Consider the following 11,690-nt stretch of genomic DNA (forward strand, 5'->3'; position numbering starts at 1 on the left):
TTCATGATACATCCAAACACTGCATCTACTATTGTTATGCACAACCTGACCGAGTATAATTGTAATTCCCGAACTATTTTGAACGCTGGTGTAGGCACTCGATCTGTCCGGCTGGACGATTGTCGATAAGGCTAGTCATGACTATCTTGTCCCGTCCGGAGTCACAGTACCACCAGGAAAAACAGTGTCATTCAATACTGAGAGTGGGTCCAATTCAGCCTCGAAATTATACTGGGGATCCAGGTGTGCTGTCTGGAACAACGCCGCCAAGACGGCACAGAACCGCGCACAGGCCGAACAATGTGCCTATGACGTCGATGAGTCCAAGAGCATCAACGTCACTAACGAGAGTTACGAGAACCCCACAGCCCACCAGTACACCGTCTCCACCGACGACGTGACCGACGAACTGATGGCCTGCACGTGCCCGCACCACGTCCACCGAAACGCCTTTTGCAAACACATAGCCGCCGTCGAAACCGCAATCGACGATGGGACGCATGAGGCGTTCCCCTCCGAGGACGACAACGAGTCCGAACCCGACAACAGTGACTGCGCTGGTCTCGGTGACTTCCCGTGTTGGCCGTGGGGAATCCAGAGGGGAGAAATCAAAGACCATCACCTTGCACTACGTTTCACAACAGTACAACACATTAAGTATCTGATTCATTATTGGACAGCGAGAATGGAGAGGAACTTTTTAAACAATACCTTCAACGGTATGAGCAAGTAAATGGTTGATACGGGTACCATCGGTCGGCTAACAGCTGGCTTGATTCTCCTGCTCGGTAATGGCTATTTTGTCACAATCGAATTCGCGATGACGCGTGTTCGCCAGTTCACACAAGACGAATTCCAAGGGTCACGTGGTCTTGAACGTGCCTGGAAGATGACCGAACGATTGGAAATTTTCCTCTCTGGGTGTCAACTCGGGATTACTATCTGCAGTGTTGGTCTTGGTGTCGTCGCTGAACCCGCACTTGCCGCAGTGGTCGATCCACTCATTATTGCGCTTGGACTCGAAGGAATACTTGGAACGGGTGAGGGTGGACACACAGCGGTTGCGGCAATCACTTCGTTGGCAATCATCAACCTCCTTCATCTTACGGTTGGAGAACAGGCACCGACGTACCTCGGTATCGAACGATCCAAACAAGTCGCAAAATACGGTGCTCCCGTCCTTTACTGGTGGACACGTATCTTCTCGCCAATCATTCGTCTTGCCGATTGGACAGCAAAAGCATTGCTTTCGTTCTTTGGAGTCGAAATGACCCGGTCCTGGGCTGAAGAGGAGATTGAGGAAGGTGCAGACACGCGTCAGGGGTTGATTAATCAGATGGGATCGACCATGGCGAATATGGACATTCCTGCTGATCGACGGGAAGAAATCATCAACGCAATTACAATCGATCATATCCATGCATCTGATCTTATGGTCGATCGAGATGCAATTATCACGGTATCAACGGAAGAGTCATTTGAGAGAAATCTCGAAACAATCCGCTCACATCCACATACGCGCTTTCCCCTCGTTGGAGAGAGCGTAGACGACATTATCGGAACAATTTATCTTCCTGCTGTTGTCCAGTCACAGGAGGCACTCGAACAGAAGGAGTCAAACCTTGCTGACATAGCGTCCCCCGCATTGACCGTTGCACCGGATATTCCGATTAGCGACCTAATCGACACGTTCCAAGAAGCAGATCAAGAGATTGCACTTGTAATAGATAATGGTCGAACAGCGGGAGCCATAACTGCAACCGACGCGTTTGAAGCGATTGCTGGTGAACTCAAAGATCCACTCGACAGGTCGAAGTAATTTTCGGACTGGTTATAGTTCTCGTCTCTCCTAAGAACGCAACCGACGACGGCACACTCAATGCCTTCCCCTCCGAGGACGAAGATGATTCCGAACTAGACGACTGCGACTGTGACGGCCTCGGTGGCTTCCCCTGCTGGCCGTGCGCGAGAACGGGACGGAAGGAATTGCCGAACTAGCTTATTCCCCCTTTGTTTATGATGCGTCCATAAGGTCGAAATCTACCTCAGAGGAAAACCACCACTAGTAACAGTGCGTGGATACCGAGTAACCATTACAGTTACCTCGTGGTTTTGCTTTCGTGTCCGGTCACAACGGGTGTGACTCATAAACCCCGTGATAATTTGTCGCGGGTCAGCCGCGTCTGTGTGTTCAAGGATGTCTCTGTTTCAGCAGTTATCGATCAAGGACCCATGCCGCGAATCTCCTGATTTGTTATCAGCGGGGGTTCTTACTTCGATTGAGTTCTTTTCAAGTATTCGGATCTCCAGACATACTCCTCCCTACTTCAGCAGTAATCTCAACCACCCCGAGGTTGCCGACGACGCATGCGAGGTGAGTATCTTTTCGACAGAACAAATTTTCCATTTCCTCTATTTTTGCCCGGTATGAGAACTAGAACACCTAGTATACCTTGAACATACGAATTCTATATTCAGAAATAAAGGTTGGTCGTATTCATATGTCCATCACTCTTATCTGATGGGCATTTGTTTGGTGTTAGTGGAAAGAAACAGATGTCCATCGTCATCTCAGGGACATAGTTGACAATTCCAGGAAAATTAGAAGACATGGTTCATAAAAAGGAAAAGTGGAAGCGAGAGGAGTACGGTGACGATATCCGAGCAAAGATACTCGAGTTCGCCGAGAACGGGTGGGAAACCATTCCGGAGGACGAACGTGAGGCGTGGTTCTGCCGGTTCAAATTCTGGGGCGTGTTCCACCAGCGAACCGGACAGGAGAGTTATTTCATGATGCGACTAACCAACTGTGGCGGTATCCTCGAACCGGGACAACTCCGTGCCATCGGTGAGGTCGCACGCGATTACGCAACCGGCCCGGCCGAAAACCCAGAATTCGGGAACGGGTTCGTGGATTTCACGACGCGCCAGTCGATTCAACTTCACTGGATAAACCTGGAGGACGTCCCCGTAATCTGGGACAAGCTAGAATCCGTCGGCGTCTCGACCCGCTCGGCTGGCGGGGACACGATGCGGAACATCTCCGGGTGTCCCGTCGCGGGCAAGGACAAACACGAGTACGTCGAAACTCGGGGGCTGCTCGACCGAATTCAGGCGCAGTTACGCGACGACGATGTCCTGTGTAACATGCCGCGAAAGTTCAATATCTCTGTAACCGGATGTCGCGAGGGTTGTGCACAGGACTCTATCAACGACGTTGCGCTTGAACCCGCTCGAAAACTTGTCGACGGGACGCAGGTCAAGGGATTTAATATGCGAGCGGGGGGCGGTCTCGGTGGGCGCGAACCCCGTCGTGCCCGCTCGCTGGACATTTTTGTCACGCCCGACGACGCCTACCAAATTGTTCGTGCTTTCGTCGAACTGTACCACGAAGAAGGAAACCGCCAAAACCGGCGGAAGAATCGAGGCCGGTTCTTCGTCGATGACTGGGGGACAGACGCCATCCGCGAAGAACTCGCCGAACGGGTCGAGTTCCCGCTTCTCCACGCAGGAACGGATTTACGCGCCCAGTATACGTACAACGCTGGGAGACCCGATGAACGGGGAAAACACGACCACGTTGGCATTCACGAACAGGCAGACGGTGACTACTACGTCGGTCTGAACGTCCCCGTCGGCCGCGTTACCGCCGACGAGGCCATCGAACTCGCCGATCTCGCGGACGAGTACGGTAGCGGCGAACTCAGGCTTACCCGCCGACAGAATCCAATCATCATCGACGTGGACGGTGCGCGACTTGACGACCTGCTCGCCGAACCACTGTTGGAAACCCACGCACCCGAACCGTCTCCGTTCACTCGAGGGGCGATGGCATGTACTGGGACCGAGTTCTGCTCGCTTGCGCTTACCGAGACGAAGGTAAGGACGACAATGATGCTTCGCTGGCTTAGGGACAACGTCGACCTCCCGGACGACATCTCCCAACTGAAGATTCATTTCTCGGGGTGCACCGCAGACTGCGGGCAAGCGATGACGGCCGATATAGGTTTGCAGGGGATGCGTGCTCGCAAGAACGACCAGATGGTCGAGGCGATGGACGTCGGCGTCGGCGGCGGTATCGGCGACGAACCGGCGTTCATTGAATGGGTCCACCAACGAGTTCCGGCCGACGAAGTTCCGGGACTCATCAAGAACCTCGTCGAAGCGTTCGCCGCGCTCCGGGAAGAGGGACAGACATTCCGTGAATGGGTGGACGCGACCGGCCATGAGTCGATCATCGAACTGGCCGTCGCCGAGGAAACCAGCTACGAAGACCCCTGCCTCCATGATGCGAAACAGTCGTGGTACCCGTTCTCGACCGGCGATGGCCCCGCACCGACCGCTCCCGACGGCACCCCCATTACGAGCAATGACTGAGTACGGCGCCCGACATTCGACCGTCGTTCTGTCCGGCACTGACGGAGTGATTCATCCATGAGAAACACCGTCCCGACGACGTGCATGCGCTGTGCGGTCGGCTGCGGACACATCAACCAGAGTCTCGACGTTGGCTACGGTATCGACATCGTTCGTGGCGACGTTACTCATCCAGTGAATCAGGGACTCGCCTGTCAGCGTGGCATCAGGGAGAGCAAATCTCCTGAGGGAAAATGGCTGACGCGCCCGTTGATTCGTGAAGGTGATCGACTTCTCCCGACGACGTGGGACGTCGCCCTCGGCCGCGTGGTGGAACAGTTCACGTTGACCGTCGAACGCGACCCGGACGGCCTCGCCGTCCTCGGGAGCGGACAGCAGACGAACGAGGCCGCGTACGTCCTCGGGAAACTGGCTCGTGGCGGATTCGGTACCCGTTACTATGATGCCAACACGACACTCTGTATGGCCAGCGCGGTGACGGCCTACTACGACGCGTTCGGGAGCGACGCGCCACCATGCACGTACGACGACATTCCTGATGCACGCACCCACCTCGTCTGGGGAGCGAACCCCGCTGTCGCCCACCCGGTCATGTTTCGATGGATTCAGGAAAGCACGAGCGACGACGACAGCGAGTTGATCGTCGTCGACCCGATCGAATCCGAGACAGCCGCTGTCGCCGACACGCACGTTTCGCCCGCCCCCGGCGGTGACCTCGCCCTCGCTCGCGCGGTGTTGGCCCGCCTTGTCGAACGGGACGCGATAGATGACGCGTTCATCGCCACAGTGACAACCGGTTTCGATGCACTCCGCGCCGAACTCCCGACCGCGGAGGACGGAGCGGCAACGGCTGGTGTTGATCTCGACACAGTCGACGAACTGGTCGACTCGATCGCCGACCCGACGCTGCTCTACTGGGGGATGGGCATCAATCAGAGCACGCAAGGAACAGCGACTGCGGGCGCCCTGATAGACCTCTGTCTCGCAACCGGAAACCTCGGTCCCGGAACGGGGCCGTTCTCTCTGACCGGACAGGCGAACTCCATGGGAACGCGCGTCTGTTCGTCCAAGGGTACGTGGCCTGGCCATCGGTCGTTCGACGATCCGAATGAACGCGCGGTCGTCGCGGAAGCGTGGAATGTTCCCGCGGAGCGATTGCCCAAAGATTCCGGACCCGGACCGGTCGGAATCGTCGAGGCCATCGACGGCGGTCCGGTCGAGGCGGTCTGGACGGTCGCGACGAATCCCGTCGCCGGGTTGCCCAACTCGTCCGCGGTCCGCGACCGACTCAACGAGGCGTTCCTCGTCGTGCAGGACGCCTTCCGCACTGAGACCGTCGAACTGGCCGACGTCGTCCTTCCCGCCGCGACGTGGGGCGAGTCGGACGGGACGACGATGAACATGGAACGACGCGTCTCCCGCGTTCGGTCCGTGATGGACACCCCGACCGGTGTCCGAACCGACCTCGATATAATCACCTCCATCGCCGAAGGGATGGTCCCCGGACTGATGGAACGACCCGACCCGCGGACCGTCTTCGAGGAGCTGGCCGAGCTCACGGCAGGCACATCTGCGGACCTCTCCGGAATCGGCTACCCCCGCCTCGAAGAGGAGAAGGCCGTCCGTTGGCCCGCGCCCGATCCGAAATCGAGTGGTGGCTACCGGTACTACGACGACGGGAACTGGTCATTCGAGACGGCATCTGGTCGCGCTCGATTTTCGACTGGGACTCATCGAGGCGTCCCGGAGCCCACGAACGAAGAGTACCCTCTCACGCTTACGACGGCACGAACCGCGGACGGGTACAACACCGGCGTCCGCTCCCGCTCCCTTGACCCGTCTAGTCCGACCGCGCGGATCCATCCGGAAACGCTCGAATGCCTCGGTATTGACGGAACGGATGCCATCCTCGCGTCCCGACGAAGCGAGGTTCCGGTTCGAATCGATCCGGATTCGGCGGTTCCACGGGATGTCGTCTGGCTCCCGATTCACCATCCACGGACGAACGAACTGACGCTTCCCGACAGGGACCCGCGGTCCGACGAACCGAACTACAAGCAGTGTGCGGTGCGACTCGTGCCGCGTTCGCCCGACCGAACCGCGGCCGCCGGAGCGGAGGTGGCGAGCGATGACTAACAAGGTCGAACAGCTGTTAATCGCGACCGTCGGGTTCTTCTGGGCGTTCCTGATGTGGTTCTCGACCGCCGCGTTCAGCACGAGTATCGGGGATTTCTACGGTCTCACCACCGGCCAACTCGCCCTGCTTGCCAGTTCGGCCATTTGGCTCGCGCCGCCCGGCCGCGTCGTCGCCGGGTGGGCGGCTGACCGGCTCGGCGCGCACAACACCTTCGCCATCATCCTCGCGTACTCCGGCGTGGTAAGCATCGCGTCCTCGTTCGCCGCGAGCTACGAGATTTTGTTCATCGAACGACTCGTCGTCGCCTCGGCGGGAATCAGCTTCGTCGTCGGCATCCAGCACGTCGCACAGTGGTTCGACGAACACGAAATCGGCACGGCAGAGGGGTTGTATGCTGGAACCGGAAATGTGGGTGCAGGCGTCGGCGCGCTGGTACTCCCGCGGCTCTACGGAACGCACTTCGGCGACGCTTTCCTCCATCTCGGGATCGGCGCGCTCGTCATTGCGGCCGTCTATAAGTGGCGTGGTCAACCGGCAAAGGACCAGGCGACGGCCGAAGCCGCACGGAGCAATACGTCTTTCAGCGACATGATGTATGTTTGGACGCGGTACGCCGCCATCGGGCTCATGCTCGCCTACGCGATGTCCTTTGGATTGGAAATCGCGATGAACTCGTGGCTACCCACGTACTACACTGATGGTTTCGCCGAGTCCATTCGACAACTCGGATTCACCGATACGGCGTCCATTCAGGTCGCGGCCGGAACGTTCGCCGCCGTCCAGTCGTTCAACGCGTCGCTGTGGCGGCCGTTCTCGGGATACATGTCCGACCTCTGGCAGCGAAAGGGGTGGACGCCGTACCCCATCCTCGAGAAAGACCAACCATTCTCGCCGCGTATTCACTGGCTACTCACCGCGCTTATACTCATCTCGATACTAATGATCGCTCTCACCGCCGTGGGCCTCCTCGGCCTCCTTCCGTTATCGGTTGTCGTCTTGGCTTGCTCCGGAATCGCAGTGAGTTTCGGTACCGGTGGCGTGTTCGCCATCGTTCCGCTCGTTTTCCCTGACCGACCGGGGACGGCGTCCGGGTTCATCGGCGGCATCTCCACGACGGGCGGCATCGTCTACCCGCTCATGTTTGGCTTCATGCCCAATATTCACACGGGGTACGCCTTCATCGCCATCGTGTTCTTCGTTCCCATCATGCTGTTTTACCTGTGGGCGATGCACTCACAGAAGGGAATCGGCGACCACGGCATTGGTTCGAGGGAACGCTGGCTCGGCAAGAAACGGACATCCGGTGCATCGACAGGAGGTGATGACTGGTGACGGAGTACGATTCGTGGTACAAGTGGGGGAAGACCGTGCTGTACGTCGAGATGCTGATCGCAGTGCTCGTAACAGTGTTTTCCCTGTACATGGCGTTCAACGGCCAAGCGGGATGGTTGATCTAACATGAACGTCACCCGGACCGTATTGGAGGAAGTGGAACCATGAGTACAACCACGGGTACAGTCTCACTCGTCGGTGCCGGGCCGGGCGACCCGGAACTCCTCACGGTCAAAGCCCGACGCCTACTCAATGAGGCTGACGTAGTCCTCCACGACTCACTCGTGGGCGACGACATCGTTGAGTCACTACCGGACCACGCGACCGTCATTCACACCGGCAAACGGGCAGGGGGCGAACGCACTCCACAGCCGGAAATCAACGCTCGGATGGTCCGAGAGGCCCGGGCCGGCAACGACGTCGTCCGCTTGAAGGGCGGCGACCCGACTGTCTTCGGGCGCGGCGGTGAGGAAGCCGAACATCTGGCCCGTCACGGTGTCCGGTTCGAAGTCGTTCCCGGCGTGACGAGCGCCGTCGCCGCCGGCGAAGTTGCTGGTATCCCTGCTACCCATCGCAATTGTGCGTCCAGCATCACCATCGTCACCGGACACGAGAACCCCACGAAGGACGGTACGTCCCTAGACTGGGAGGCTCTCGCCAGGAACGTCGAGGCTGGCGGAACGCTCGTTATTCTCATGGGTGTCGGTCGACTCCCCGACAACGTCGCCGCGCTCTGTTCGAATGGCCTCGACGCCGAAACACCCATCGCGATGGTCGAGCGTGCAACGCTGCCCGACGAACGAGTCGTCACCGGGACACTGAACACGGTCGTCGAACGCGCGAAAACTGCCAACGTGAGTCCTCCGGCGGTCACCATCGTCGGTGACGTCGTCAACACCTACGATATCGTCGAACATTGCTTGGCCAACTCCGCGGGTTCGATGGTCACCTCATGGTCATCTTCGTTCACCACCGACGGGATCGGGGAGGCAACTCGCAGCGAGTAGTAAGATCGCTTTCGCCGTCCATTTCTACGAACTCTCGCTGAACATCCCGACGAGCGTTCAGTGAACTAACGCTACTCGACCGTACTTGCGACCTCCCTTACCAGACAAAACGTCTATCCTGTCCTCTCGCATAGTCGTGACTCGCATAGGGTGATCCACGTGATTATATTATTGGAAATTTCTGTACAATAGTTTTAAACATAAAGATAGTTGAATAATCAACTATGGACCTCCTAGAACGGTTTCGTATGGCACAAAGGATGATGGCGAATCCATTTATGCGGAGACAACTGTTCCTATCGTCTGTTATCGGTCCGGTTCAGAGTCGAATTCATGGGAACGACGGCGAATACGTTATGGATGCTGACTGGGACAACCTCCTCATCTTGGACGCCTGTCGATACGACCTATTTACCCAGATTTACGCCAAATTATCGCTTGACGGTGAGTTGTCCAAGTTCCAATCTCGGGGGAGTTCCTCATCGGAATTTTTACTGGAGAATTTCGGCGGTCGATCGTACAACGACACCGTCTATGTAACCGCCAATCCACACGAGAAACGAGTTCTCGATGATTCGTTCTACTTCACGGACCGTGTCTGGATCGACGGATGGAGCGATGATGACGGAATCGTCCCCCCGGAAGTACTCTCGGAACGTGCGCTCTCGGTCCACGAAGAATTCCCAAACAAACGTCAGATAGTCCATTTCATGCAACCACACACCCCTTTTATCGGCGAGACGCAGCTCGATATCGATAGCCGATTAACCGGCGGACTCCGGGACATGATGCTCGATGAGTCATCGGAGATGGACTTCGGATTCGCTTGGGAAGCATTGCAGGATGGTGAAATCGAAGACGGAATCTTTTGGGAGGCGTATCGAGATAATTTGATCCGTGTACTCGAGGAAGCGATCCCGCTCGCCGAAGAGCTTCCGGGAAAAACAGTGATCACGGCCGATCACGGAAACGCAATCGGAGAGTGGGCGACACCATTCCCGATTCCGGTCTACTTCCATCCAAGTAAAATACGGATGCCGGTACTCAACACCGTTCCGTGGTTCGTGCCTCCGTACTCGAAACGAAAGCAGATCGTCAGGTCAGGGAAGTCGGGGTCGGCAGATATCTCCGACGAAGCGGCTGAATCAGGCGATGACACGATCGAGGAACGCTTGTCTGCGTTGGGTTACGTCGATTAACACCGATCCGAAATATTCAACATCATTGGTAGCCGAGTCGCGTCGCTGGCGGGGGGACTCGTCACCGAAGTCGAGTCGTGGAGGTTGCCGCTGTTCGCGATGATCTCGTCGACAGTGGCTGGCGGGGATTCAAGGTGAAACTGTAGGCCGACGACCCGGCCTTCGTAGACGAACGCCTGATTTAGACATGCGTCGGTCCGGGCCATCCGGGTTGCGCCCTCGGGCAGATCGAACGTGTCGCCGTGCCAGTGGAACGCGTCATACTTTCCGCCCAGGTCGGCGAACAGCGGTGACTCGGTCGCTTCGTCGGTTGCTTCGACGGAAAACCAGACAATCTCCGACGTGTCGGCCTCGTGGACGCGCCCGCCAAGTGCCTCAGCAACCAATTTCGCTCCGAGACAGATTCCGACGACCGTCTTATCCGCGTTAACCGTTGCTCGAATGAAGTCTGTTTCCGCTGCGAGCCAGGGAAATTCGTCGGTATCGTGGACGCTCATCGGTCCGCCCATGACGATTAGCCAATCGAACGTATCGAGGTCAGGCAGCGACTCGTCGTTGTACAGGTGCGTCCCTTTCAGGTCGTGGCCCCGGTCAGTCGCCCAGTTGCGAATCGTTCCGGGCCCCTCGAACGGGACGTGCTGGAGGTAATGGATCCCCATCGTCACTGCCCCGCTGGGTCCACACTTCGGGACTCGCTCGGACTACTCTCGTCGTGATCACTGGTTTTCACGCGGTCACCAACGCCGGTTTTACCCTCCCCAACGATCCGAACTCGCATGCGGTCGAGATATTCCTCGTCAGTGAACATGATCGACTGTTTGAGGCGGTCGAATTCCCCTGTGCTGATTGGCGGGGCTGGCAGGACCTCGGAGGCCCGGTCGTAGCCCGAGATTGATTCGTTACTCATCTCTGATTGCCTGTCTGAACTGAGGAGAGTTGACGATGTAAATCAAGTAGTAGTTTTGAAGCCAGTAGGTTCAAAATTCTGAACACGGTCAACTCATGCGAATTGAAGAGACAGAGTGGAGCGGAATCTGGGAGGTCCTTGGCTGCAAGTGGACGTTCCATATCATTCGCCTCTTAGAGAAGGAGAGCGAGCAATCCGTCTTCATAGAAAGCCCCACATCTATGGTGGATATTGCATACTTGTTGTATCCACCCATAATATTTATTAACCTTCTTCATGAATAGTTAAGGATGGATAAGGATGACGAAGTCGAGGAACTAATCGTTCGGAATCTCTCTAACGACGCGGAGAAATCGACGTTCGAGAACGGGTACTCGGAGTCGGTCACTTTAAAGGAGATGAAAGTGGTCCGTGTTACACTGGAACCGGGATGGGGAGTGTCCAGTGATGATGACGCGAACACAAATAACAAGTACTGCCAAAAGTCGCATCACATCCTCGTTGTTTCTGGAACACTCGGTCTGGAACTCGATGACGGGACCAAAATTGAAATCGCTAGCGGGAGCGGAGCAGCGATACCGCCGGGTCACCATGGTTGGACGGTTGGCGATGAAGAGCTCGTCTATCTTGAATTCCAGCGAGGGACTCCGTCCACCCTGAAGTAATTTGCCAAGATCCCAATATATTGGTCCGACACAGCTCCATCACACAACACCTCATCTGTGCGCCAG

At 56.9% G+C, this 11,690-nt stretch carries 11 protein-coding genes; 9 read left to right on the forward strand and 2 right to left on the reverse strand.

All coding sequences use genetic code 11. The annotated features are described in order from the left end of the window. The first annotated feature begins 118 nt into the window (after nucleotides 1–118). From OPC11_RS16390 to OPC11_RS16425, 8 genes are all read left to right on the forward strand, one after another. Nucleotides 119–733 carry a hypothetical protein gene (locus tag OPC11_RS16390; protein ID WP_264782735.1) on the forward strand — a complete coding sequence of 205 codons (615 nt, stop codon included), beginning with the start codon at nucleotides 119–121 and terminating at the stop codon, nucleotides 731–733. Beyond that, nucleotides 734–1,819 (forward strand): hemolysin family protein, encoded by a 1,086-nt coding sequence (locus OPC11_RS16395; protein WP_264782617.1) that lies wholly within the window; start codon nucleotides 734–736, stop codon nucleotides 1,817–1,819. Nucleotides 1,820–2,610: 791 nt separating this feature from the next. After that, nucleotides 2,611–4,377 carry a ferredoxin--nitrite reductase gene (locus OPC11_RS16400; RefSeq protein WP_264782618.1) on the forward strand — a complete coding sequence of 589 codons (1,767 nt, stop codon included), beginning with the start codon at nucleotides 2,611–2,613 and terminating at the stop codon, nucleotides 4,375–4,377. A gap of 57 nt (nucleotides 4,378–4,434) precedes the next feature. After that, nucleotides 4,435–6,513, forward strand: coding sequence for an assimilatory nitrate reductase NasA (gene nasA, locus OPC11_RS16405; RefSeq protein ID WP_264782619.1), 2,079 nt, complete (start codon nucleotides 4,435–4,437; stop codon nucleotides 6,511–6,513). Next, the gene (locus OPC11_RS16410) at nucleotides 6,506–7,846 is read left to right on the forward strand and encodes an MFS transporter (RefSeq protein WP_264782620.1); all 1,341 of its coding nucleotides are present in this window, start codon (nucleotides 6,506–6,508) and stop codon (nucleotides 7,844–7,846) included. The genes nasA and OPC11_RS16410 overlap by 8 nt, the downstream gene beginning before the upstream one ends. Continuing rightward, nucleotides 7,843–7,971 (forward strand): hypothetical protein, encoded by a 129-nt coding sequence (locus OPC11_RS16415; protein ID WP_264782621.1) that lies wholly within the window; start codon nucleotides 7,843–7,845, stop codon nucleotides 7,969–7,971. The genes OPC11_RS16410 and OPC11_RS16415 overlap by 4 nt, the downstream gene beginning before the upstream one ends. A 39-nt stretch (nucleotides 7,972–8,010) precedes the next feature. Beyond that, nucleotides 8,011–8,853, forward strand: coding sequence for a uroporphyrinogen-III C-methyltransferase (gene cobA / locus OPC11_RS16420; RefSeq protein WP_264782622.1), 843 nt, complete (start codon nucleotides 8,011–8,013; stop codon nucleotides 8,851–8,853). Nucleotides 8,854–9,077: 224 nt separating this feature from the next. Next, nucleotides 9,078–10,052 carry a hypothetical protein gene (locus OPC11_RS16425; RefSeq protein WP_264782623.1) on the forward strand — a complete coding sequence of 325 codons (975 nt, stop codon included), beginning with the start codon at nucleotides 9,078–9,080 and terminating at the stop codon, nucleotides 10,050–10,052. Here OPC11_RS16425 and OPC11_RS16430 read toward each other — a convergent pair. Continuing rightward, entirely contained in the window at nucleotides 10,049–10,711 is a 663-nt protein-coding gene (locus OPC11_RS16430; RefSeq protein ID WP_264782624.1) for a type 1 glutamine amidotransferase, read from the reverse strand. The two genes, OPC11_RS16425 and OPC11_RS16430, sit on opposite strands and share 4 nt — an antisense overlap. Before the next feature lie 2 nt (nucleotides 10,712–10,713). After that, nucleotides 10,714–10,959: a hypothetical protein gene (locus OPC11_RS16435; RefSeq protein ID WP_264782625.1), complete on the reverse strand. Its 246-nt coding sequence runs from the start codon at nucleotides 10,957–10,959 to the stop codon at nucleotides 10,714–10,716. 290 nt (nucleotides 10,960–11,249) lie between these two features. Between OPC11_RS16435 and OPC11_RS16440 the strand changes: the two genes are divergently transcribed. Continuing rightward, the gene (locus tag OPC11_RS16440) at nucleotides 11,250–11,624 is read left to right on the forward strand and encodes a hypothetical protein (RefSeq protein ID WP_264782626.1); all 375 of its coding nucleotides are present in this window, start codon (nucleotides 11,250–11,252) and stop codon (nucleotides 11,622–11,624) included. Nucleotides 11,625–11,690: the final 66 nt, after the last annotated feature.

It is taken from the genome of Haladaptatus sp. T7 (genome assembly GCF_026008575.1).
Classification (GTDB): Archaea; Halobacteriota; Halobacteria; order Halobacteriales; family Haladaptataceae; genus Haladaptatus; species Haladaptatus paucihalophilus.

What these genes read in the sequence shown, in the direction of transcription:
- OPC11_RS16395 (WP_264782617.1), top strand. Translation starts at nt 734, where the DNA reads ATGGTTGATACGGGTACCATCGGTCGGCTAACAGCTGGCTTGATTCTC.
- OPC11_RS16400 (WP_264782618.1), top strand. Translation starts at nt 2,611, where the DNA reads ATGGTTCATAAAAAGGAAAAGTGGAAGCGAGAGGAGTACGGTGACGAT.
- nasA (WP_264782619.1), top strand. Translation starts at nt 4,435, where the DNA reads ATGAGAAACACCGTCCCGACGACGTGCATGCGCTGTGCGGTCGGCTGC.
- OPC11_RS16410 (WP_264782620.1), top strand. Translation starts at nt 6,506, where the DNA reads ATGACTAACAAGGTCGAACAGCTGTTAATCGCGACCGTCGGGTTCTTC.
- cobA (WP_264782622.1), top strand. Translation starts at nt 8,011, where the DNA reads ATGAGTACAACCACGGGTACAGTCTCACTCGTCGGTGCCGGGCCGGGC.
- OPC11_RS16425 (WP_264782623.1), top strand. Translation starts at nt 9,078, where the DNA reads ATGGACCTCCTAGAACGGTTTCGTATGGCACAAAGGATGATGGCGAAT.
- OPC11_RS16430 (WP_264782624.1), bottom strand. Translation starts at nt 10,711, where the DNA reads ATGGGGATCCATTACCTCCAGCACGTCCCGTTCGAGGGGCCCGGAACG.
- OPC11_RS16435 (WP_264782625.1), bottom strand. Translation starts at nt 10,959, where the DNA reads ATGAGTAACGAATCAATCTCGGGCTACGACCGGGCCTCCGAGGTCCTG.
- OPC11_RS16440 (WP_264782626.1), top strand. Translation starts at nt 11,250, where the DNA reads ATGGATAAGGATGACGAAGTCGAGGAACTAATCGTTCGGAATCTCTCT.